This is a genomic window from Amycolatopsis sp. NPDC043889 (genome assembly GCF_056435645.1).
The window spans coordinates 114,148-136,012 of record NZ_JBWKEC010000019.1; the positions used below are offsets into that span (position 1 = coordinate 114,148).

General features: G+C 69.0%; 23 protein-coding genes and 1 other RNA gene. 12 read left to right on the top strand and 12 right to left on the bottom strand.

All coding sequences use genetic code 11. From position 1 onward, the window contains the following. Positions 1–50: 50 nt before the first annotated feature. From AC0685_RS29240 to AC0685_RS29255, 4 genes are all read right to left on the bottom strand, one after another. Complete coding sequence (locus tag AC0685_RS29240) at positions 51–575, bottom strand: SRPBCC family protein (RefSeq protein ID WP_478228444.1); 525 nt, start codon at positions 573–575, stop codon at positions 51–53. Next, the gene (locus AC0685_RS29245) at positions 572–913 is read right to left on the bottom strand and encodes an ArsR/SmtB family transcription factor (RefSeq protein ID WP_478228445.1); all 342 of its coding nucleotides are present in this window, start codon (positions 911–913) and stop codon (positions 572–574) included. Before AC0685_RS29245 ends, AC0685_RS29240 begins: the two co-directional genes overlap by 4 nt. A 110-nt stretch (positions 914–1,023) precedes the next feature. After that, positions 1,024–2,391: a GntT/GntP/DsdX family permease gene (locus AC0685_RS29250; protein WP_478228446.1), complete on the bottom strand. Its 1,368-nt coding sequence runs from the start codon at positions 2,389–2,391 to the stop codon at positions 1,024–1,026. Then, the gene (locus AC0685_RS29255; RefSeq protein WP_478228447.1) at positions 2,388–2,885 is read right to left on the bottom strand and encodes a gluconokinase; all 498 of its coding nucleotides are present in this window, start codon (positions 2,883–2,885) and stop codon (positions 2,388–2,390) included. Before AC0685_RS29255 ends, AC0685_RS29250 begins: the two co-directional genes overlap by 4 nt. 103 nt (positions 2,886–2,988) lie before the next feature. Between AC0685_RS29255 and AC0685_RS29260 the strand changes: the two genes are divergently transcribed. Continuing rightward, positions 2,989–3,684, top strand: coding sequence for a FadR/GntR family transcriptional regulator (locus tag AC0685_RS29260; RefSeq protein WP_478228448.1), 696 nt, complete (start codon positions 2,989–2,991; stop codon positions 3,682–3,684). 38 nt (positions 3,685–3,722) lie between these two features. Beyond that, positions 3,723–4,679 (top strand): cobalamin biosynthesis protein CobD/CbiB, encoded by a 957-nt coding sequence (locus AC0685_RS29265; RefSeq protein ID WP_478228449.1) that lies wholly within the window; start codon positions 3,723–3,725, stop codon positions 4,677–4,679. A 387-nt stretch (positions 4,680–5,066) separates the two neighbouring features. Here AC0685_RS29265 and AC0685_RS29270 read toward each other — a convergent pair whose 3' ends face one another. Genes AC0685_RS29270 through AC0685_RS29280 form a run of 3 tightly spaced genes read right to left on the bottom strand, consistent with a single transcriptional unit; the run spans position 5,067 to position 7,048 of the window. Next, positions 5,067–5,687, bottom strand: a complete 621-nt coding sequence (locus AC0685_RS29270) for an FMN-binding negative transcriptional regulator (RefSeq protein ID WP_478228450.1) — start codon at positions 5,685–5,687, stop codon at positions 5,067–5,069. A gap of 54 nt (positions 5,688–5,741) precedes the next feature. After that, positions 5,742–6,563 carry an SURF1 family cytochrome oxidase biogenesis protein gene (locus AC0685_RS29275; protein ID WP_478228451.1) on the bottom strand — a complete coding sequence of 274 codons (822 nt, stop codon included), beginning with the start codon at positions 6,561–6,563 and terminating at the stop codon, positions 5,742–5,744. A gap of 23 nt (positions 6,564–6,586) precedes the next feature. Next, positions 6,587–7,048, bottom strand: a complete 462-nt coding sequence (locus AC0685_RS29280) for a low molecular weight protein-tyrosine-phosphatase (RefSeq protein ID WP_478228452.1) — start codon at positions 7,046–7,048, stop codon at positions 6,587–6,589. 130 nt (positions 7,049–7,178) lie between these two features. Between AC0685_RS29280 and AC0685_RS29285 the strand changes: the two genes are divergently transcribed. Further along, the gene (locus AC0685_RS29285) at positions 7,179–7,499 is read left to right on the top strand and encodes a hypothetical protein (RefSeq protein WP_478228453.1); all 321 of its coding nucleotides are present in this window, start codon (positions 7,179–7,181) and stop codon (positions 7,497–7,499) included. 144 nt (positions 7,500–7,643) lie between these two features. Here AC0685_RS29285 and AC0685_RS29290 read toward each other — a convergent pair whose 3' ends face one another. Continuing rightward, a complete protein-coding gene (locus AC0685_RS29290) occupies positions 7,644–8,198 on the bottom strand; it encodes a chorismate mutase (protein ID WP_478228454.1) in 555 nt (184 codons plus the stop codon). A 31-nt stretch (positions 8,199–8,229) separates the two neighbouring features. Here AC0685_RS29290 and AC0685_RS29295 point away from each other — a divergent pair, with 31 nt between their 5' ends. The 4 genes from AC0685_RS29295 (at position 8,230) to AC0685_RS29310 (ending at position 12,760) form a co-directional block, all read left to right on the top strand. Continuing rightward, positions 8,230–9,051, top strand: coding sequence for a Nif3-like dinuclear metal center hexameric protein (locus AC0685_RS29295; RefSeq protein WP_478228455.1), 822 nt, complete (start codon positions 8,230–8,232; stop codon positions 9,049–9,051). Between the two features lie 16 nt (positions 9,052–9,067). Then, a complete protein-coding gene (locus AC0685_RS29300; RefSeq protein ID WP_478228456.1) occupies positions 9,068–9,805 on the top strand; it encodes a zinc ribbon domain-containing protein in 738 nt (245 codons plus the stop codon). Continuing rightward, positions 9,802–10,911, top strand: coding sequence for a bifunctional RNase H/acid phosphatase (locus AC0685_RS29305; protein ID WP_478228457.1), 1,110 nt, complete (start codon positions 9,802–9,804; stop codon positions 10,909–10,911). Before AC0685_RS29300 ends, AC0685_RS29305 begins: the two co-directional genes overlap by 4 nt. Positions 10,912–11,023: 112 nt before the next feature. Next, positions 11,024–12,760, top strand: a complete 1,737-nt coding sequence (locus tag AC0685_RS29310) for a hypothetical protein (protein ID WP_340684362.1) — start codon at positions 11,024–11,026, stop codon at positions 12,758–12,760. A 62-nt stretch (positions 12,761–12,822) separates the two neighbouring features. Here the strand turns inward: AC0685_RS29310 and sfnG are convergent, their stop codons facing one another. Genes sfnG through AC0685_RS29330 form a run of 4 tightly spaced genes read right to left on the bottom strand, consistent with a single transcriptional unit; the run spans position 12,823 to position 17,748 of the window. Next, positions 12,823–13,914: a dimethylsulfone monooxygenase SfnG gene (sfnG, locus tag AC0685_RS29315; RefSeq protein ID WP_478228458.1), complete on the bottom strand. Its 1,092-nt coding sequence runs from the start codon at positions 13,912–13,914 to the stop codon at positions 12,823–12,825. Positions 13,915–13,947: 33 nt separating this feature from the next. Continuing rightward, positions 13,948–16,782: an AAA family ATPase gene (locus AC0685_RS29320; protein ID WP_478228459.1), complete on the bottom strand. Its 2,835-nt coding sequence runs from the start codon at positions 16,780–16,782 to the stop codon at positions 13,948–13,950. 31 nt (positions 16,783–16,813) lie between these two features. Beyond that, the gene (locus AC0685_RS29325) at positions 16,814–17,182 is read right to left on the bottom strand and encodes a zf-HC2 domain-containing protein (RefSeq protein ID WP_478228460.1); all 369 of its coding nucleotides are present in this window, start codon (positions 17,180–17,182) and stop codon (positions 16,814–16,816) included. An 11-nt stretch (positions 17,183–17,193) separates the two neighbouring features. Further along, on the bottom strand, positions 17,194–17,748 hold the full coding sequence (locus AC0685_RS29330) for a sigma-70 family RNA polymerase sigma factor (protein WP_478228471.1): 555 nt from the start codon (positions 17,746–17,748) through the stop codon (positions 17,194–17,196). A 247-nt stretch (positions 17,749–17,995) separates the two neighbouring features. On the opposite strand from AC0685_RS29330, the gene AC0685_RS29335 reads away from it, so the two are divergent. From AC0685_RS29335 to rnpB, 5 genes are all read left to right on the top strand, one after another. Beyond that, positions 17,996–18,646 carry a DUF4142 domain-containing protein gene (locus tag AC0685_RS29335; RefSeq protein WP_478228461.1) on the top strand — a complete coding sequence of 217 codons (651 nt, stop codon included), beginning with the start codon at positions 17,996–17,998 and terminating at the stop codon, positions 18,644–18,646. Then, positions 18,643–19,461: a ferredoxin gene (locus AC0685_RS29340; protein WP_478228462.1), complete on the top strand. Its 819-nt coding sequence runs from the start codon at positions 18,643–18,645 to the stop codon at positions 19,459–19,461. The genes AC0685_RS29335 and AC0685_RS29340 overlap by 4 nt, the downstream gene beginning before the upstream one ends. Continuing rightward, positions 19,458–20,741 (top strand): NAD(P)/FAD-dependent oxidoreductase, encoded by a 1,284-nt coding sequence (locus tag AC0685_RS29345; protein WP_478228463.1) that lies wholly within the window; start codon positions 19,458–19,460, stop codon positions 20,739–20,741. The genes AC0685_RS29340 and AC0685_RS29345 overlap by 4 nt, the downstream gene beginning before the upstream one ends. After that, complete coding sequence (locus tag AC0685_RS29350) at positions 20,662–21,222, top strand: COG4315 family predicted lipoprotein (protein ID WP_478228464.1); 561 nt, start codon at positions 20,662–20,664, stop codon at positions 21,220–21,222. The genes AC0685_RS29345 and AC0685_RS29350 overlap by 80 nt, the downstream gene beginning before the upstream one ends. 14 nt (positions 21,223–21,236) lie before the next feature. After that, positions 21,237–21,635: RNase P RNA component class A (rnpB, locus tag AC0685_RS29355), an RNA gene on the top strand. Positions 21,636–21,865: the final 230 nt, after the last annotated feature.

Sequence of the window (21,865 nt, forward strand, 5' to 3'; positions counted from 1 at the left end):
CCGTCCTTACCACTCACGAGAACGCAGGACCTTTCGTGTCGGTGCGTGGGTCAGGAAGCGGTGGGGACGAGCGGCTCGTCCGTCTCCAGCAGCGTCTTGAGGTCCGACAGGATCCACGGCCAGCCGCCACCGGCGTTCTCCCCCGGTCCGGCGTTGATGTCCTCCTGGGAGCCGTTGATCAGCGCGGCCGTCGTGGGCGCGCCGGTGACGTCGTGGGTGACGGTCAGCCGGGTGCCCGCGGTCTTCGTCTCTTCGATCTCGTAGGTGAGCTTGGTGTACGGCTCCTTGTCGAAGGACGGGTCCATCAGCAGCTTCCAGGTGATGACCAGTTTGCGAGGTGGATCGACCTCGAGGACCTCGCCGTCGACCAGGTTGTTCGTGAACCCCGCCTCGACGTATTCCGGCGTGGGGTGGGTGACGTGCTTGCCGCCCGGCCGCAGGTCGAAGTCGACGAGGCCGGTGTAGCCGTACTTCCGCGACCATTCGGGCTTCGTGATCGCGTCCCAGATCTTCTCCGGGGTGGCCTTGATGTAGACCCGGTAGACCTGGGTGGCGGCGATGGTGGTTTCGGTCATGACGGTTCCTCGTTTTCGAGATCGGGGGCTTCGAGTTCGGCTTTGAGGTCGAGCAACGCGGTCACGTTGCGCTCGGTGAACTTGTCGATCCACCGGTCGTGGATCTGCCGGATCGGTACCGGGTTGAGGAAGTGCTTCTTCTCCCGGCCCTCCTTGCGCGTGACGACAAGTCCGGCTTCTTCCAGCAGTTTCAAATGCTTCATCACGCCGAACCGGCTCATGTCCACTTCGGACTCGAGATCGGTCAGCGTGCGGCCGTCACGCGTGAACAACTGGTCGAGCAGGAACCGGCGGGTCGGATCCGCCAGGGCCTTGAAAACCAGGTCGTCGTCGGGCACATCGAAAGGATAGGTGACCAAAAGGTCACGTGTCAACCGGAACATCCCGGAAGTACATGAAGGCCCCATCCTTGCGTCTAGCGCAAGGATGGGGCCTTCATGTACTTCGGCTACAGGAGGGCGCCCAGCGGCAGGATCAGCGCGATCGCGACCACCGAGATGACCGTCTCCATGATCGACCAGCTCTTCAGCGTCTGCCCGACCGAAAGCCCGAAGTACTCCTTGACCAGCCAGAACCCGGCGTCGTTCACGTGGGAGAAGAACAGTGAACCGGCGCCGATCGCGAGCACCAGCAGCGCGCTGTGCGACGGGTCCATGGTCGCGGCGAGCGGGGCGACGATGCCGGCGGCGGACACGGTCGCGACCGTCGCGGAGCCGGTGGCGAGCCGGATCGCGACCGCGACCAGCCAGCCGAGCAGCAGCGGCGACAGGTTCGCGCCGGTGGCGAGGCTGGTGATGACGTTGCCGACACCGGCGTCGACGAGGGTCTGCTTGAACCCGCCGCCCGCCCCGACGATGAGCAGGATGCCGGCGATGGGCGGCAGCGAATCCGCCACCGTGGACGACAGCTTGTCCCGCGTGAAACCCGCGGACTTGCCAAGGGTCAGCATGCCGAGCAGGACCGCGGCGAGCAGCGCCACCAGCGGGTCGCCGATGAAGTCGAGCACGCGGCGGACGTGGTTCTCCTTCTCCAGCAGGATGTCCGCGAGCGCCTTGCCCATCATCAGCACGACGGGCAGCAGCACGGTGGACAGCGTCGCGAGGAAGCCGGGCCGCCGGCCGTCCGAAGAGGACGATTCCGGGATGAGGCGTTCCGGCGCGACCGCGTCCGGGACCATCTTCGCGGCCAGCTTGCCGAACAGCGGCCCGGCGATGATCACCGTCGGGATCGCGACGAGCAGGCCGAAGGCCAGGGTGAGGCCGACGTTGGCGTTCAGCGCGCCCGCGGCGGCGAGCGGTCCGGGGTGCGGCGGGACGAGACCGTGCAGCACCGAAAGCCCGGCGAGCGCGGGGATTCCCAGCATCAGCAGCGGTTTCCCGGTGCGCTTGGCGACCAGCAGGATCACCGGGATCAGCATGACCAGGCCGATCTCGAAGAACATCGGCAGCCCGATCAGCGCGGCGACCAGTGCCATCGCCCACGGCAGCGCGCGGTCGCCCGAGCGGCGCAGGATGGTGTCGACGATCTGATCCGCGCCGCCGGAGTCGGCGAGCAGCTTGCCGAGCATCGCGCCGAGCGCGATCAGCACGCCGACCGAGGCGACGGTGGAACCGACGCCGGAACTGAAGCTCTTGATCAGCTTGTCCACCGGCATGCCCCCGACGAGCCCGAGCACGCCGGAGCCGAGGATCAGGGCCAGGAACGGATGCTGCTTCGCCTTGGTGATCAGGACGACGATCACGGCGATGGCGAGCACCGTCGCGCCGATGAGACGGGTGTCGTGTCCGGTCCAGGCGGCGGCGAGAGTGGTGGTCATCGGCGGTCCTTGAAAGCGGAAAGGGCGGTGTCGACGATCTCTTCCGGCTTCTTCGCGATGTCGGCGACGAGGCCGAATTCGTCCGGCTGCAGCGGTTCGAGGTCGGCGAGCTGGGAGTCCAGAAGGGACACCGGCATGAAATGACCGGAGCGGGTCTTCATCCGGTCGGCGAGCAGGTCGCGGTCGCCGTGCAGGTGCAGGAACCAGACGTCGCCGCCGCCGCCGCGCAGGATGTCGCGGTAGCGGTATTTGAGCGCGGAGGATGTCACGACGCCGCCGGAGGACTGGTGGTCCCGGATCCAGGCGGCGATGGCTTCGAGCCAGGGTCGCCGGTCTTCGTCGTTCAGCGGGTGGCCGGAGCTCATCTTGTCGATGTTCGCCTTCGGATGGAACGTGTCCGCTTCGGCGTAGTCGACGCCGAGGCGTTCGGCGAGTGCCGTGCCCACGGTCGTCTTGCCCGAGCCGGAAACGCCCATCACCACGATGACGGTCATCCGTACCTCCCACGTCGTTGTAGCCGGGACGAGTACAGCTCAAAAGTACTACTTAATCAACATCAAGTACTACTTAATCGAGTCAGAACGTTACAGTCGCCTGGTGGGCAACGACAGGCATGCCGAAGTGCTCGACGCGCTCGGCTCCGCGATCGCCAACGGGGAGCTTCCGCCGGGCTCCGTCCTGCGCTCGGAGGAGCTCCAGGAGCGGTTCGGCGCGTCCCGCACGGTGGCGCGCGAGGTGGTGCGTGTGCTCGAAACGATGTGCCTGACCAGCAGCAAGCGCCGGGTCGGGGCGATCGTGCGCGAGCCTCGTGACTGGAACCATTACGACCCGAGACTGCTTCGCTGGCAACTCGACGGATCCGAGCGGAAGACCGCGCTGAGGACCCTCACCGAACTGCGCTCCGGCGTCGAACCGTGCGCCGCCCGGTACGCCGCGCTGCGGGCGACACCGGAAGAAGGCGGCCGCCTCAGGGCCTTGGCGAAGAGGCTCGAGGAGACGGCGCACCAGCGGGACCTCGAAACCTTCCTGGGCCACGACGTCGCCTTCCATGATCTGCTGCTGTCCGCGTCGCGGAATCCGATGTTCGCGCAGCTTTCGGCCGTCGTCGCCGCGGTGCTCGCCGGGCGCACCGGGCACGGCCTGATGCCGGAGGAGCCGCAACCCGAGGCCGTCGCCCTGCATGTCGAGGTCGCGGCGGCGGTCGACGCCGGTGACGCCGACCGGGCCGAACGCGCGATGCGGGACATCGTCATCCAGGCGCGTGACGAGATGGCCGTCCTTCTGGGTGGATGATCTTCGAGTAATCTCTGCAGGTCTTCGAGGGATACTGCATGCAGGGGGCGATGGTGAGCGCGGCGCGCGCGATCGGCTTGGTGTTGGGGGTGGCCGCGGACGGGGTGATCGGGGACCCTCGGTCACGGCGTCCGGTGACGGCGTTCGCCAGGGCGGCTTCGGCGGTGGACACGAAGGTGCGGTCGAAGCATCCGGTGGCCGGAATCCTGTGGACCGGTGGCCTGGCGGCCTCCGCCGTGCTGGCGGGCGTGCTCGCCGAACGCGCCGGACGGCGCAGTCCCGTCCTGCAGGCGACCACGACCGCGGTGACCACCTGGGGCGTTCTCGGCGCCGCCGGCCTGGCCGCGCACGGCACGTCGCTGGCCCGGGACCTCGAAGAAGGCGAACTCGAAACCGCGCGCGGCACACTGTCCACACTGGACCCCCGGGTCACCGACGACCTCGGTGTCATCGGCCTCTCGCGCGCATCGGTGGAGACGCTCGCCGAGAACACCGCCGACGTCGTCATCGCGCCGCTGGTGTGGGGAGCGCTGGCCGGTGTCCCCGGCCTGCTCGGCTCGCGCGTGATCAGCCTGCTGCGCGGCATCGGGCGCGGGCGTCCCGAGCGGTACCGGTGGCTCGTCGCCCGGCTGGACGAGGTCGTCCATCTCGTGCCCACCCGGGTCGCCGCCGGGCTGACCGTCCTCGCGGCCCCGGTCGTCGGCGGCTCGGCGGGCGGCGCGTGGCGGGCGTGGCGGCGGGACACCACCGCGCACCCGAGCCCGCACGCCGGCCGCGTCGAGGCCGCGTTCGCCGGGGCGCTGGAGATCCGGGTCGGCGGGCGGACGGTGTATCCGCACGGGGTCGAGGAACTGCCGGTGCTCGGCATCGGCCGGAACCCGGACGCCGGGCACGTGACGCGCGCCGTGGAACTCTCGCGGGTGGTCGGCTGGCTGGGCGCGATCAGTTCGGTGGTGCTGGCGGGTCTCGTCGGGCTTCGGCGACGACGGCGCTGACCCGCGGTTTCGGCGCCCGGGGAGCAAGGGACCTTTGCTACCGCTTGCCGCTCTGACCTGCGAAAAGAGAGCAGGGGACCTTTGCTGCCGCGGGTGACTGTGTGGATTTTGGGACATCTGACGTCCCAAAATCCACACAGTCACCGTGATCCGGTCTGGCTTCGTCGCGCCGCGGGGGAGCAAGGGACCTTTGCTACCGCCTGGCGCTCTGACCTGCGAAAAGAGAGCAGGGGACCTTTGCTGCCGCGTGGAGGTGTGTGGAAATAGAGACGTTGAGTGTCCCTATTCCCACACACCCCTTACTCCGCGTAGTGACCGTAGAGATTTTGGTGCGTTGGGTGACCAGAAATCCCACAGTGATCGCCCGAGGAGAGCAAGGGACCTTTGCTACCGCTCCCGCCGCGCCAGCTGCGCCCGCGCCCGTGCGTCCATCGGACCGTCACGTCGCGCGAGTTCCGCGTCGATCCGTGCCCGGTCGGCGGGCTGCTTGTTCCCGCCGAACTTGAACTTCGCCCGCACCCCGGTGACAGTCAGTTCGACGCCCCGGATGCCGGGAAGAACCCGCTTGTCCGGCGCCTCGGTGGCGCTCACCCCCAACCGGTCCGAACCGGGCTCGAAGTGCGCGAGCTGCCGGTCCAGAAGCGCGGCCTTCTCCGCGGCGTCGTCGATCAGCCGGACGTCGCATTCGAGCTGGACGGACGCGTAGTACGACGTCGGAACCCCGTGCGGCGGGTCGGCCGGGGTGTTCCATTCGGAGCGGATGTAGGTGTGATCGTCGATCACCGACAGCAGTGCGCGCGGGTGTTCCTCCAGCAACGGCCAGACCGGGTTGGGGCGCGCGAGGTGCAGCAGGACCGTTCGGTCGCCGTCGTAGACGAAGTGCACCGGGTTGACGATCGGCAGGTCACGGCCCGCGCCCCCGGCGATCAGCTGGCCGAAGTCGTGCGCGGAGAGCCAGGCCTGCCATTCGGCGTCGTCGTGGGCGGCGTCCCACGGGTGAATCAGCATGATCGAAGGGGATCACGCATAATGGACCTATAAAAGGGCCATTTTCGCATCAGATCAGGTGGCCACTTCGGAGCGTTCGTCCTCGGCCAGCATCTCCGCGACACTCTTGCGCCGCTGCGGCCGGTCCGTGGCCAGCGCGCCGCCCGGCTTCAGCTCGCGGACGGTGAAGTACAGCCAGCCCATCAACGCCATCGCTCCGAACGCGATCCACTGGAGCGCGTAGGAGAAGAAGGGGCCGGCGTCGGTCTGCGGCAGCGGCAGCGCGCCCAGGACGCCGGGCTGGTTCACGTCGAGCTGGAAGTAGCCCGGACGGATGTCCAGCTTCGCGGCCCGCGCGACGACCTGGGAATCGACGACGTAGCTCTGCAGTTTCCCGCCGGTCGACTCGTCGGCGAAGGCGTCGCGGTTCTTCCCGTCCTTCTCGTCGTGACGGGCCCGCGTGACGATGTCGACCGTTCCCGTGGGAGGCGGGGCGAAGGGGAGTGCGCGCGACTTGTCGTCGAGCCGGACGTATCCGCGGTCCACCAGCACGACCGTGCCCTCGACGGTCCGGAACGGCGTCAGGACCTCGAAGGCCGCTTCGCCCTGTACGGAGCGCAGACGGGCCACGACCTCGCCCTCGGGCAGGTACGTTCCCTTCATCGCGACCAGGTGCCATTCGGTGCGCTGATCAGGGGCGGCGCCGTGGGGAAGCAGCTGCTCTAGCGACCGCGGCTGCCCGGAGAACGACTCCCGCAGCGCCGCGTTCTGGTGCTCGCGCTCGGTGTCGCGGGAGAACTGCCATGGCGCCAGCAAGGTGAAGCAAGTGATGGCGAAGGTGAACACCACCAACGTCAACGCCAGCCACCCGGGCTTCAGCAGGAACTTCAACCGCACCCCACCACGGTAAGCGGTCGGCCTCAGGCGTGTGCGCGCACCCAGTCGAGCAGGCCGGGAACGGCCCGCTCGATCATGCCGAGGACGTCCTCGAAACCGTCTTCCTCGCCGTAGTACGGGTCCGGGACCTCGGCGCCCTCGGGCGCGGACGGGTCGAACTCGCGCAGCAGACGGACCTTCGCCGGGGCCGACACCTTGCGCCGGAGGAACGACAGGTGACCCTCGTCCGCCGCGAGCAGCAGGTCGGCGGCCAGGTGTCCGCGGTCGACCTCGGCCGCGACGTGGCCGGTCGGGTAACCGTGTTCGGCCAGCTTCGCGCGGGCCCGCTTGTCGGCGGCCTCGCCCACGTGCCAGCCGCCGGTTCCGGCGCTGGAGACCTGGACGAGGTGATCGAGCCCCGCTTCCTCGGCCTTCGCGCGGAAGACGAGTTCGGCCATCGGGGAGCGGCAGATGTTGCCGGAGCAGACGAAGACGATGTGCAGCACCTGATCAGTGTGATGGCCGCCGGAGATCGACCGCTCACCGGCTCCGAACGGCTACCGGGCGCGCGAAGGTGGAAAGCCGGGACGAAGCGGGAGTAGACCTCCTGGAGAGAAACACGCAGGAAGGTCGCGTATGAGCGCACCAACACCCAGCGTCGAGTCCCCGGCAACCGGGCTCCGCTGGTATCGCATCACCGTCAAGCTTCCGCACCCCTACGAGGTCGGGCGGGTCCTGTCGGAGCACCACTTCGTCCAGGCGAGATCGCCGAAAGAGGCGATGACCAGGATGCCGTTGCACCTCCGGTCGAGCGCTTCCGTCGCGCCGTACGAGGTCGTCCGGCCCGACGTGCCCGATCAGGCGACGAAGGCCTACCGGGCGATGCTGTGGACGGGCCGCGTGGTGCGCGCGGCCGGCCGCTGGGCGATCAGCAAGGACGCGAAGGCGCTGGACTGAGGTGGGGGCGGTAGCAAAGGTCCCTTGCTCTCTTTCCGCAGGTCAGCGGCCCGGGTGAGGCATGCCGGGAGGTTGCGAAAGTGGCTTTCGCGACACGCGGCGCGGGCAGGCGGTAGCAAAGGTCCCTTGCTCCCTTTTCGCAGGTCAGCGCCGCGAGCAGGCAGACCGCACGGACTCCCCGAGCGCGACCGAGTGCAGCCGGTCCAGCCCGCGCCGCGTGTCGGTCAGCCGCACCGCGACCACGAGCCGCGCGTCGCACGACCGCCGCGCCCGTGCGTCCCGCGTCTCCGCGAGTTCGGAGAGCAGGCCTGTGTTCAGCCGGTCGATCACCGGCCGCACCTCGGTCGCCAGATCGGGCCGTCCGGGCGGCCGCGTGCCGGGCTGCTCGGTCCACCGTGCGTACAGGCCGCGCTGCACGAGCTTGTTCGCCTCGATCTGGTCGCGGAAGAACCGCACCACACCGGCCGCGTCGAGACCGAGGCCGGGCGCCTTCGCGGCCACCGAGTCGAGGATCTGCTGTTCGCGCACCGGATCGTCGATCGGTGACGGCGTGCCGAACTTCGCGGCCGCGACCTTGTCGGCGATCTGCACGCGCCGCGCGGCCAGGTCGGTCAGTTGCCAGAGTCCCGGAGACGCCAATGCCGGCGCGGGTAGCACCACGAGAAGCAGCGAAGCGGCACAGAGCACCCGAAGTCGCATGCCCGGAAACGCTACATGCGAAAATCCCCGGGTGCCCGCGTTAGCCGAAGTCATCGCCGCCTTGGAGCAGGCGTACCCGCCCGAACTCGCCGAATCGTGGGACGCCGTCGGACTCGTCTGCGGTGACCCGGCCGAGTCCGTGGACAAGGTCCTGTTCTGTGTCGACCCGGTCGACGAGACCGTCGACGAGGCGATCGACGGCGGCGCGCAGCTGATCGTCGCCCACCACCCACTGCTGTTGCGCGGCGTCCACGGCGTCCCGGCCGACAGCACCAAGGGCCGCCTCGTGCATCGCCTCATCCGTGCCGGTGTCGCCCTCTACTGCGCGCACACCAACGCCGATTCCGCGTCGCCCGGCGTCTCCGACGCGCTCGCCGGCGCCATCGGCCTGACCGTCCTCGGCCCGCTCGATCCGCGCGAGGACGGCGTCACCGGGATCGGCCGCATCGGCGAGCTGCCCGAGCCCGAACCGTTCTCCGTCTTCGTCGAACGCGTCGCGAACGCCTTGCCGCGCACGGAGCCCGGCGTCTACGGCGCGGGCGATCCCGACCGCCCGATCCGCCGGGTCGCCGTCTCGGGCGGTTCCGGCGACAGCTATCTCAAGCGGGCCACCGCCGCCGGTGTCGACGCGTACGTCACCGCCGATCTCCGGCATCATCCCGCCGGCGAGCATCTCGCCGAGATCACCGAAGTCCCCGCCCTGGTCGGCGTCACGCACTGGGCGAGCGAATGGCCGTGGTGCGAGCAAGCCTCGGCCGTCGTCCGCACCGCGTTTGCGGGTAACGTCGACCTTCACGTCTCCACGAGGTGCACCGACCCGTGGACGCTACGGGCCACCCGAACCGAGCACTGACAATCCAAGGAGCACCGTGAAGGCCGACCCCGCCGTCCAGCGCCAGCTGCTCGAACTCGCGAAGGTGGACGCGGAACTCTCGCGTACCGCCCACCGCCGCCGCACCCTGCCGGAGATCGCCGAGATCGACGCGGGCGAGAAGACGGTGCGCGAACGACGTGACGCGCTGGTCTCGGTCCAGACCGCTGCGTCCGACCTCGACCGCGAGATCGCGCGCCAGGAGAAGGAGATCGAGTCGGTGCGCGCCCGCGGTGACCGCGACCGCAAGCTCCTCGAATCCGGTTCCGTCGCGGCGAAGCAGATGACCGACATCGAGCACGAGCTGAACAGCCTCAACCGGCGTCAGTCCGCCCTCGAGGACGACCTGCTCGAACTGATGGAGCGCCGCGAGGCGCTCGAACTCGACGCCCAGCGCACCAGCGCCGAGGTCGCGAAGGCCGAGGGCGAGGTCGCCGAAGCCGCACGTCGCCGCGACGAGCAGTTCACCGACCTCGACACCACGAAGGCACGCCGCGACGAAGACCGCGCCAAGCTCCTGCCGCGTTTCCCGGAAGACCTGCTGAAGCTCTACGAGCGGGTCCGTGCGCACAAGGGCATCGGCGCGGCACTCCTGCGGGCCCGCCGCTGCGGCGCCTGCCAGCTCGACATCGACCGCCGCGAGATCGCCGAGATCAAGGCGGCCCCCGAGGACAACGTCATCCAGTGCGAGAACTGCGGCGCCATCCTGGTGCGCACGCTGGAGTCCGGCCTGTGACCGACCACGTGCTCGTCGAGGCCGATGGCGGTTCGCGGGGCAACCCCGGTCCCGCCGGATACGGCGCGGTCGTCAAGGACGCGGCCACCGGCGAGGTGCTCGCCGAGCGCAAGGCCTACGTCGGCATCGCGACGAACAACGTCGCCGAGTACGGCGGCCTGATCGCCGGGCTCGCCGCGGCCGCCGAACTCGGAGCGTCCACAGTGGACGTCCGGATGGACTCGAAGCTCGTGGTGGAGCAGATGTCCGGGCGCTGGAAGGTCAAGCACCCGTCGATGCAGCCGCTGAACGCCGAGGCCAAAGAGCTGGCGGCGCGGTTCTCACGCGTGCGGTACGAGTGGATCCCGCGTGCGGAGAACTCTTACGCGGACGGGCTCGCGAACGAAGCGATGGACGCCGGGAAGCAACCGGAAGCGCCGAAGAAGACCGTGAAGCAGGACAGGGTCAGTCCGGTCGGCTGGACCGGCGCGACCGGGACGCCGACCAAGCTGCTCCTCGTGCGGCACGGCCAGACGGCGATGTCGGTCGAGAAGCGGTACTCCGGCCGCGGCGACGTGCCGCTCACCGAGCACGGCAAGCAGCAGGCGGCCGCCGCCGCGAAACGCCTCGGCGCGATGGAGGGCCTGGTCGTCGACGGCGAGGCAGCGCCGATCATCGCCTCGCCGCTGATCCGCACCCAGCAGACCGCGCAGGCGATCGCGGACGCGCTCGGCGGCCGGGCCGAGACTCATCCGGGGCTGATCGAGACCGATTTCGGCGAATGGGAAGGCCTCACCTTTACCGAGGCGATGGAGCGCGACCCCGAATTCCAGACCAGCTGGCTTTCCGACACCTCGATCGCGGCGCCGGGCGGCGAAAGCTTCGACGGCGTCCACCGGCGGGTCCGCAAGGCCCGCGACGAACTGATCGCGAAGTACGGCGGCCGGACGCTCGTGCTGGTCAGCCATGTCACGCCGATCAAGGCGCTGCTGCGGATGGGCCTGGACGCCGGGCCGTCGCTGCTGTTCCGCCTGCATCTGGACCTGGCGTCGCTCTCGATCGTCGAGTTCTACCCGGACGGCAACGCGTCGGTGCGGTTGGTGAACGACATCTCGCATCTTTCCTGATCGGGAAGGTGTGGCGCGGATCACGCCTGGATATGACGTGTCGCAGGCGGCCAATGGGGTATTGGCTACAGTTTCGGCGACGGCACGTGAGCGAAAAGGCAAAGACGGGGACATGACGGCGAGCGCACTCAGCGAAGCTTCCGAAAAAGACGTGCCCGACCCGGCGGAGACGCCGGCCCGTCGTGGCCTGGCCGCCCGCGTCGCCCCGTACCTGGCGGTGCTCGCCGGGGTGGCGGCGCTGGCCTGGCACGCCACCCTCTACGGCCACTGGATCGTCGACGACGCGGCCATCACCTTCTCCTACGCGCGCAGCTTCGCCGACGGGCTCGGCCCGGTGCTGCAGCAAGGGCAGCCGTCGGTCGAGGGCTGGTCGAACTCGACGTGGCTGGTGGCGCTGGCGCTCGGCAAGCTCGTCGGCGTCTTCGACAGCGGCATGCTGTTCGGCGTTCCGGACTACGTCCTGTTCCCGAAGCTGCTGGGGCTCCTGTTCACCGCCGGGACGCTGGCCGCGTGCCACGTCGCGGCGAAGCAGATCTTCGCGCGCTTCGCTTGGCTGGCGACGCTGGTCGTCGGTCTGACGCTGGCCGCGATCCCGTCGTTCGTCATCTGGACGATCTCCGGTCTGGAGAACTCCCTGTTCGGGATGGCCGTCGCCTGGCTCGCCGTCCTGCTGTTCGTGGCCGTGCGCAAGGACACCGTGCTCACCGCGAAGGTCGCCGTCTGGTCCGGGGTGCTGGTCGCGTTCGCCGCGCTGACCCGCCCCGAAGGCCTGATCTACGGCGGTGCGTACCCGCTCGTCGTCCTGTTCCAGCTGCGGAAGCCGCTCCTGGGCCAGAGCATCAAGCTGGTCGTGGTGTCGGTCGTCGCGTTCGCGATCCCGTTCGGGGCGTACCTCGCCTGGCGGATCGCGGAGTTCGGCAGGCTGCTGGCGAACCCGTCCATCGCGAAGGGGCAGGGCCTGCCCGGGCTTTCGGCGCTGAAGCAGCCGTTCGAGCTGGTCGGCTACGCCGGTGTCGCCGGGACGATCCTGCTGGCGCTGACCATCGGTTACGCGCTGGTCCGGGCGGAATGGCGGCGCGCGCTGATCGCGCTGCTGGTGCCGCTGGCGCTGGGCATCGTCGCGTACGGCGTGATGGTCCCGGACTGGATGGGCCAGCACCGGTTCGCGACCCCGATCTGGATCCTCGCCGTGCTGGCGGGAACGCTGGCCGCCGGTGAACTGCTGCGCCGCTCGCGGGCGGTGCTGCGGACCGTCGTGGTGCTCGTGCTGGTCGCGGCCGCGATCCCGTCCGGGATGGGCTTCGCGTCGGCGTCGAAGAAGTTCCAAGAGGTCCCGACGGTGCCCGCGTGCCTCATCGCCGACCGCTTCGGCCGCGGCTTCAACACCATGGCCGACATCCTCGGCCTCCAGCAGGCGTCGCTGCTGCTGCCCGACCTCGGCGGCTCGTCGATGACCAGCCGCCTGCACCTGGTCGACATGGCCGGGCTGGTCGAGGCGGACGTCGCGGACTTCGTCAAGAACGGTGACATGCCCGGCCTGCGCGACTACGTGTTCGAGAAGGTCAAGCCGACCTTCATCCACTCGTGGGGTCCGTGGGCCGCGGGTAACGGCATCACCGTCGACCCGCGGATCGACCGCGACTACGAGCCGATCTTCGTGTACCCGGGCGGCGGGCCGCGGAACGGGGACTTCGTGCGCAAGGACGCCGTCTCCAGTCCCGAGAAACTGAAGGCCGTCCAGGAGTACGCCGCGAAGACCATGCCGGACGTCGAGAAGGCGCGTTTCGGCGGCCCGCTCAAGGACTGCGGCCCGACCATGCACCCCGGCCAGACCGTCTACCTCCCTTGAAACCCCCGCGTTTAGTCCTCTGAATGCGGTAGTTGCCCCGCGCAACGACCGCATTCAGAGGACTAAACGCGTTCGAGGTCCGCCTCCTTCTCCCGGATCACCGGGAGCACGTGCTTCCCGAAGTACTCGACGTCCTCCAGGTAGTGCAGGAAACCGAGCAGCAGCAGGTTCGCCCCGCGCTTCTTGTACTCGATGGCCCGGTCCGCGATCTGCTCCGGCGTGCCGATCAGCCCGGTGCGGAAACCGTCGTTGTACTGCACCAGATCCTTGAACTCCGAGTCGGCCCACATCCCCTTCTTGTCCGAAGTGGAGCTTCCCGCCTGCTTGACGGCGGTGCGGAAGCCCTCGACGGCCTCGGTGTTCGCCTTCTCGACGATCTCGCGCAGCACGGCCTTCGCTTCGCTCTCGGTCTCTCGCGCGATCACGAAACCGTTGAGCCCGAAGCGGACGGCGTGGTCGTTCTCGGCCGCGTAGCCGCGGACCTCCGCGACCTGCTCGCTGAACCCGTCGAAGTCCTTGCCGTTGCTGAAGTACCAGTCCGAGACCCGGCCCGCGAGCTTCCGCGCCGCGGTGGAGTTGCCGCCCTGGAAGATTTCCGGATGCGGCCGCCCGGCCGGTTTGGGTTTGATGTCGAAATCGTGGATCCGGTAGAAATCGCCGGTGAATTCGGCGTGGTCGCTGGTCCAGAGTTCCTTCACCACCCGAATGAACTCTTCCGAACGACGATACCGTTCGTCGTGTTCCAGCCACGGTTCGCCGAGATTCGTGAATTCGTCCTTGAACCATCCGCTGACCACGTTGACCGCCGCACGGCCGCCGGAGATCACGTCCGCGCTGGCGATGAACTTCGCGAGTACCCCGGGATGCCACAGTCCGGGATGGATCGCCGCGATCACCTTCAGCCGCTGCGTCGCGAGCAGCAGCGCGAGGCTGAACCCGGTCGATTCGTGCTGGTAGGCGGCACCGTAGCTGGCCGTGTAGCGGACCTGGCTCAGCGCGTACTCGAACCCGCTGTTCTCCGCGAGGACGGCGAGTTCCCGGTTGTACTCGTATCCCCAGTCGGTGCGCTGTTCGATGTCGCTGGTGACCAGACCACCGCTCACATTGGGGACCCAATAGGCGAATTTGAGTGGTTCGGATTCGATTCCCGGCATGCCGCGGAGTGAACCCGCCACCCCCGGAAACCGTCAATCGGCGTCCACGCGCTGGGACCGGCCGAGCGCGGAACTCAATTCGGTGCGGCCGGTGATCCCCAGTTTCCGGTAGGCGCCGGACAAATGGAGTTCGACGGTGCGGCGGGTCAGATGCAGTGCTTCGGCGATCTCCCGGTTGGTGAGACCTTGTGACGCCATCAGCGCGACGCGGTACTCCTGTTTGGTGAGGCCGTGTTCGTTGTCCTTCGCCGTCGTGAGGCTCGTGCGCGCGTCCCGCAGCGCCTCGGCGGCCCGTCTCGCGAGCGGCCGCGCCCCGCAGTGCTTGCTCGACTGCGTGGCCCTCCGCAGCGTGCCGATCGCCTTCTCGGCCTGCCCGTGCCGGGCCTGGAGCACGCCGAGTTCGGTCAGCGCCTCGGCCAGCGCCAGTTTCGCGGTCGATCCGCCGAGAACGTCGACGGCCTTGGTGAGCAGGCGTTCGGCTTCCTCCCCGAGGCCATCGTCGCGGACGAGACCGGCGGTGGTCAGCGCGCTGCCGAGGATCCTCGGCGCCCCCCAGCGTCCCGCGGCGTCGAGGTCTTCCTCGGCGAGCCGGGCCGCCGCGTCGGTGCGCCCGAGCGCCAGCGCGGTGCGGGCGGCGTGCGCGCGCCACGGGGCGAAACCGGGGAAGCGCATGCCGTGGTGTTCGAGACGGCGGCCGCAGCCGCGCAGGTCTTCGTAGCCGAGTTCGGGTTCACCGGTGGCCGCGCGGAGCCTGCCGCGGGCGTAGAGCAGGTAATTGTGCGTGAAAAGTGCTTGTGTGGCCGCGAAATCGATTTTGCCCAGCAGCGCGTTAGCGACGTCGTGGCGGCCGAGGTCGACCGAGACCTCGATCAGCCTCGCCGCGCACAGCACCGCGATCGGGCACCGGCTGGTGACGCCGCGTTCGTCGAACTGCCGCACCAGCGATTCGTAGTGGACGCTCGCCCGCACCAGATCGCCGCCGGCTTGCAGGGCGATGCCGCGGGCGAGGGTGGCCAGGGCTCCCTTCGGCACATGGAAGTCCCAAGGCAGGCGTTTCGTGTCGAGTACCTGGCAGAGCTTGTCGGTGAGCGCGGGCTCGTCGGCGAGCGCGGCCGTCGCGAGCGTGAAGAAGTAGGGCTGTTCGAACAGTTCGGGCTGCTCGCCGGACAACGCCTCCCCGAAATGCCGGACGGCGTTCGCCGAGGACTTCCCGCTTCGCACCGTGTCGAGCGCGAGCAACCCCGACCGGCTCTGCTGTGCGGCGGGATCGTTCAGCGGTGCCCACTGCCGCTCGAAGTCGCGGAAGTCCGGTGGCGGCCCGAGCCTGCTGCCCGCCTCGGCGAGATAGGTCATGCACAGCAGCGGCCAGACGGCGTCGGGCCCGCCCGCGTCGAGCCGTGCGGCGAACTGGCCCGCCGAGTTGATCGCCAGCCGCGCGTCCGGGCCGCAGCACAGCGAAAGGATCATGGCCGTCGCGACGAAGGCCGCGGTTTCGCGGTCGTCGATGTGGTCGATGGCCTCACGCACCCTGGCCGGCGCCGAGTCCGGGTCGCAGTGGAACTCCGCGTGCGCGAGCTGAAGCAGGATCGCCATCCGCTTGCGTTCGCTGAGCCGTTCTTCCAGCGCCCGCGACAGGAACCGGACGGAGAGCTCCGGGTCGCCCTCGACCACGGAATGCCGCGCGGCCAGCCGCAGGACGTCGACCGCCCACGGGATCCTGATCGCGGTCGCCTCCAGGAGATGCGCGCCGACCCGCTCCGGCGCGGCGCCCGCGTCGTGCAGGAGCCGTGCCGCCCTGGCCTGCGTGACCGCCCTGGTGGTGAGCGGCATGTCGGCGAGCACCGAGTTGCGGACGAACCGGTAGGTCAGCGACGGCCGATGGCTGTTGGTCAGCAGGTGTACGCGGACCATGGTGTCGATGGCTTCCAGCGCGGTGCTTTCGTCGACTCCGGCCAGCTGGGCCAGCAGGTCGAAGCTCGCGTCCTCGCCCAGGATCGCGACGGCTTCGAGCATCTTCGGCGCGGCGGTGTACTCGTGCATGCGGACCCGCAGCACCTCGCCGATCATCGCCGACCCCGCGGTGTCCAGGTCCATCCCCGGGACCAGACGGCGCCCCAGCGCGCCGAGCAGGAACGGGTTGCCGCCGGTGACCTCGCGGCATTCCTCGGCGAACTGCCCGGGAGGGACACGAAGGAACTCGGCGACGTGCCGGGTGCCGAGCCCGCGCAACAGGATCGTCGCCGGAGTGCAGCCGGACATCTCCAGCAGCGCGACCTCGCCGGTCTGCAGATGGCCGATCAACGAGGTCAGCACGACCAGCACCGGCAGGTGCTCGACACGATGGCGGATGTAGGCGAGACAGCGCATCGACCACGGGTCGGCGAGGTGGATGTTGTCGATGCCGAGGAAGACCGGCCCCTGTTCGGCGGCGTGCCGGACGGCGTGGAAGAACGCGTCGAGTGCCTCGGTCTGTTCCTGTTCGGTCCGGGGAGGATGGTCCGGCAAGATTTCAGTCACATGCGGCGTGCGCGGCCGCGGTGAGCCGGGGACGGCGGGCGCGTGGGTGAGCCCCTCGATCAGCTGGCGGCCGACACCGCCGCTCAGATGCGTCTCCAGCCGGGACGCGGTGGCGATCGCGACGGTGAACCCGGCCGCTTCCGCGAGCTCAGTGGCCGCGGTGAGCACCGACGACTTGCCCATGCCGAACTCGCCGACCACCACCGCGCTGACGGCCCGGCCGTTCAGGGCGGCCCGGAACAGCCCGGTGATCGTGTCGAGTTCGCTGTCGCGGCCCAGTAGCCCGGCGGCGCGGCGCTTCGGTACCGAAGGCCCGCCGAAGGGGCTCTCGGGATTTACTTCGGTATGCACCGTAGAGACCTTCGTGTCGGGTTGCGGCAGACTACTCGAACGTGAGCGGTATCGGGAGTATTCGCTGGTCATCGAGGGGAGCAGGGGTCGAGATGCCCGCATCCGACGAGATCCGCCGAAGCCGGCGGGACGACCGTTGTGACGACATCAAGGCCGCGACGACGCACGCCAGGAAGACCACGACGAGGTTGGTCGCGATCAGCGACAGCCGCCCGCACCGCGGTGAAGCGACGGGGGACAGGTAGCGCAGGTCGGCCTTCGCCAGCGCGTCTTCCACCGAAGCGAATTCCGCGACCTGGCGGCCACAGCGCACGCAGCCCTTCAAATGTGTTTCGAAGGCGTGAGCCTCGGCCTGGTCGAGCACACCGAGTACGTACGCCGCCACATCGGTGTGTTTCACCTTTCGCTTCCTCATCGCGAACCCAGCTCTCCTAACGACCGTCGCAACGTCCTCATAGCCGCGTACAGCCGTGATTTGACAGTTCCCTCCGGGATTCCCAATATCACCGCCGCCTCCCGGACCGTATGCCCGGTCAGATACGTCTCGTAGATGACAGCCTGATATTTGCTGTCCAGATAGCGTAGCGCTTCGGAAATGACGAGTGCGGACAGTGACTGCTCGGTCTGATCCGCTATTTCGGCGTTTTCGGAACTGTCCAGCTCCACCTCCTGCGGGCGCGCGCGCCGGTTTCGCCAGCCGTCGATCACGATCCGTTTGGCGACCGTGAGCAGCCAGCCGCGCAGCATTCCCGGCTCACGGTTCAATGTGTCGGAATGCTGCCAGGCGCGAATCAGTGTTTCCTGGACGACGTCCTCCGTCCATTGTTGATCATGGCCGGTCAGGTACATCACCTGGCTGAACAGGGTTTCCCGGAAATCCTTGTACAGTAACGAAATCAGCTCGTCGGAAAGCTCGCTCGACCGAGGCTCGCCGCCGAGCCCGCATTCTCTGCCCACTGCTTCCATGAAGTTCGCAACCTCCCCAGCGGTGGAGGATTTCTCAGGTTGGTACACCGTAGCGCAGACTATCGCCGTGGACCATGTGCAGTAGTGCTCTATTTACCATTAGTCATCCGGGTACGTATGTCGATGGGAAACGGTTCTAAATGTGTCATGTGATGCACGTCACACTGACTGCGACAGTGGAGATCGAACCGGCCGCTCCGGTTCGCCGTACTCCCAGTGAGGCACTTCGAGGACGGGGACGGGTGAAATGATCTATCGGCTTCTTGGAGTGGTGATCGGCTGCATGGTGATATGGGTGGGAACGCCGGCCAACGCCTTCGCGGAAATCGACTCCCACGATCGGGAACTCCTCGTCCGGGTGCGCCAAGCCGGTTTGTGGGAAGGCCCGGTGAGCCGTCAGGTGGAACAGCGCGGGAGCGCGCAGCGGGTCCGCGAGGTCGGCCGCAAACTCGCCGACGACCACGACCGCCTCGACGCGCAGGTCCGCGCACTCGCTTCGAAGGTCCGTGTCGAACTGCCCGGCGAGCCCACCGAAGAACAGCGCTCCTGGGCCGACGAGATCACCGGTGCCGCCGGCGCCGACTTCGACCGGCTCTACGTCAACCGCGCCCGCGCCGCGCACGGGAGCATCTTCGGTCTCGCCTCGCATGTCCGGGCCGCCACCCGCGACGACGCGATGCGGTCGTTCGCCCAGACCGCCGTCGACACCGTCATGCGGCATATGACCCTGCTCGAAAGCACCGGTATCGCCGAGACCACCTCGCTGATGGTCGTTCCGGCGGGCGGCAACGAACTCGACGGCGGCGACATCGCGCTCGGCATGCTCATGGTGGGGATCGCCGGTGGAGCGACCTTCGGTCTCGTCCGGGTTCTCGGCGCGCCGGGCAGGCGAGCATGACGGCCTCGCTCCTGGCGGTGATCCCGGCGTCGTCGCCGCACGACAGCGGGGTGCGGGACATCGCCGCCCTTTCCGCCCGGCTCGCCTACGTGACGATGTGCCTGACGCTGGTGTGGGGCGTGCTGAGCGCCACCGGCTGGATCAGGCGCGTCACCGGTCACGAGGCGTTGCGCGGGGGTCACGTCGTGTTCGCGACGTTCAGTCTCGCCACCGGTGCGGTCCACGGACTGTCCTATCTGTTCCTCGACGACGACTCTTTCGGCGTGCTCGCGTTGCTGATCCCGTTCGCGGGCGGCGGGTTCGCGCGGCACGCGGCAGGTGTCGTCGGGCTGGAACTGTTCGTCGCCGTCTCGGTCACCGCCGCGATACGCCGTGGCGTGACCGATCGCCGCGGGCAGCGGTTCCATCAGGCCGGCTACTTCGCGGTCGGCCTGCTGGCGATCCACTCCTGGCTCGGCGCGGCCGCGAACGGGAATCTCGCGACGGTCTGGCTCGGCGGGATCACCGTGCTCACCCCCGCCGTCGTGCTCACCGTGCTCCGCGTGCTCCCGCCGCGGGCGCTGGTCCGGCTGGGGCTGCTCGAAGGCGGAACCGGCCGGGCCGAACCGGTCCGGATCTCCGTCGACGACAAGAAATGCCACCGCTACGCCATCTGCCAGGCCGAAGCGCCGAAGGTCTTCCAACTACAGGGCGACGGTCAGCTGCGCTACCTCCGTAAACCCGGCGCCAAACAGGTGCCGCTGGTCCAGGCCGCGGCCAGAGCATGCCCGATGCGCGCGATCCGACTGAGCGGTCCGCAGGGGGCTGGACGATGAGCGAACGGATCGTCGTGGTCGGCGGCGGGCTGGCCGGGCTGCGGTGCGCGGAACGGTTGAGGGAACTGCGGTTCGACGGCGAACTGGTGATCGTCGGCAACGAGCCGGAGCTGCCGTACCACCGGCCGGCGCTGTCCAAGCAACTGCTCACCGGCGCCACCCATCCGGCGGAAACGCTGCTCACCCGGCCCGACGAGATCGACGCCGAATGGCGCTTCAACACCCCGGCGACCCATCTTCAGCCCGGCCGTCAGGTCATCCATCTGCCCGGGGCGGAGGAACTGCCCTACGACGGGCTGGTCATCGCCAGCGGCGTCGAACCGCGGCGGCTTTCCGGTGTGCCGCACGGACATCCGAGGGTGGTCGTCGTCAGGACACTGGCCGACGCCGCGGAACTGCGCGACAACCTCGCCGCCGGCCACGGGCCCGTCGCGGTGCTGGGCAGCGGGTTCATCGGCTGCGAGGTCGCCGCGAGCCTGCGCGAGATCGGCCGGGAGGTCACCATCATCGGCCGGTCGGCGCATCTGCTCGGCGAGGTCGTCGGCAAGCACATCGGGCAGAAGCTCTCGGCGCTGCACCGGTCGCGAGGGGTGCGGCTGGCGCTGGGCGCGTCCATCGACAGCTGGCAGACCACGGCGAACGGCCTGCGGCTGCGCTCGTCCGACGGCTGGATCCTGGACGTCTCGTGTGTGGTCGTCGCCGTCGGGACCGTGCCGTCGATCTCGTGGCTGCGCGGGGCGAAGCTGCCGCTCGACGACGGCGTCGTCTGCTCGCCGACCTGCCACGTGCTCGGGATGAGCAACATCGTCGCCGCCGGCGACGTCGCGCAATGGCCGAACCTGCGTTTCGACGAGACGCCGCGACGGGTCGAGCACTGGCTCAACGCCGTCGAAATGGGCCGGGCGGCCGCGGAGAACCTGCTCGCCGGCCCGCAGGCTTCTCGCCCGTTCGCGCCGGTGCCGCGGTTCTGGTCCGAACAGCACGGCATGCGGATCCAGGCGGGCGGCATCCCGAAGCTGGGCACCGACACCGTCGCGCTCGCTTCCCCTGTCGGCGGCGAACGGCCCGTCACCGGCTTCGTCCGCAAGGGGCGTCTCGTCGGCGTCGTAGGCCTCGACAGCCCGTCCGCCGTCCTCCACTGGACCAACCAGATCGCGGAGCAGAACCCCGTCAGCCACCCGGGAGAAACGGAGACGCCTGATGCGCCGATCGCGGTTGACCATGCTCGTCGTCATCGCGGCGCTCGTCGTGGGCGCCGCGATGTGGTGGCAGGCGGCTGAACCCGCGTCGCAGACGGCTCGGGCCCCGGTCACCGAAGCGCTCCCCAGCCCGCGGGTGCCGTCGCCCGGCACCTCGCGGCCCAGTACCCCGGAGGAGGCTCCGGCCGGGACGCGGCTCACCGCCGTCTACATGACCCGGATGGGCCAGGCCGTCCTCGACGAGACCGGCGCCGTCCTCTTCCGCTACGAACGCGACAACCCGCACAAGGCCCGCTCGGCGTGCCTCGGGGACTGCGCCATCTTGTGGACGCCCGTCACGACCAGCGGCACGCCGTCGGTGACCGGCATCGACCCGGCTCTCGTCGACACCATCAAGCGTCCCGAAGGCCCCGAACAGGTGACCGTGGCGGGTTGGCCGCTCTACAAATTCGCCAACGCGCGGCCCGGCGAATGGACCGGGCAGGGCACCGACCACGTGTGGTTCGTCGTCCAGCCCGACGGGCGGCGCAACCTGAACTGCCTGCCCGGACCCGTGCAGTAGGATTCTCCGACGGACGAGTCGGCGGGGCGGCCGCGAGCTGGGAAACCGGTTCGAGGAAAGTCCGGACTCCACAGGGCAGGGTGGTTGTTAACGGCAACCCGGGGCGACCCGCGGGACAGTGCCACAGAAAACAGACCGCCTCCGTTCGCTTCGCGGGCGGAGGTAAGGGTGAAACGGTGGTGTAAGAGACCACCAGCGTCCTGGGTGACCAGGACGGCTAGGTAAACCCCACCCGGAGCAAGGCCAAGAGGGAGCCGCGAGGCTCCTGCGCAGGCGATCGAGGGCTGCCCGCCCGAGCCCGCGGGTAGGCCGCTCGAGCCCGTCGGCGACGGCGGGCCTAGATGGATGGCCGCCACTCGCCCGGCCGCAAGGCGGGGCGAGGACAGGATCCGGCTTACACGCCGGCTCGTCCGTACTTCTTTTCTGGCCGCGGGGGTGCGGTAGGTCCGTGAAGGCCTCCTTACCTACCTTGAGGGTAAGGAAGGGGCCCTTCACGGACTTCGGTAGCGGTGAGAGGTGGGCTGGGGTGGTCGTGGGGGGGGGGTTGGGGTGGGAACCCAACCCCCCCCCCCCACCCCCCCCCCCCCCCCCTCCCCTTTTTCCCCCCGCCGAAATGAGCGCAAAAACCCCCCCCCCCCCCCCC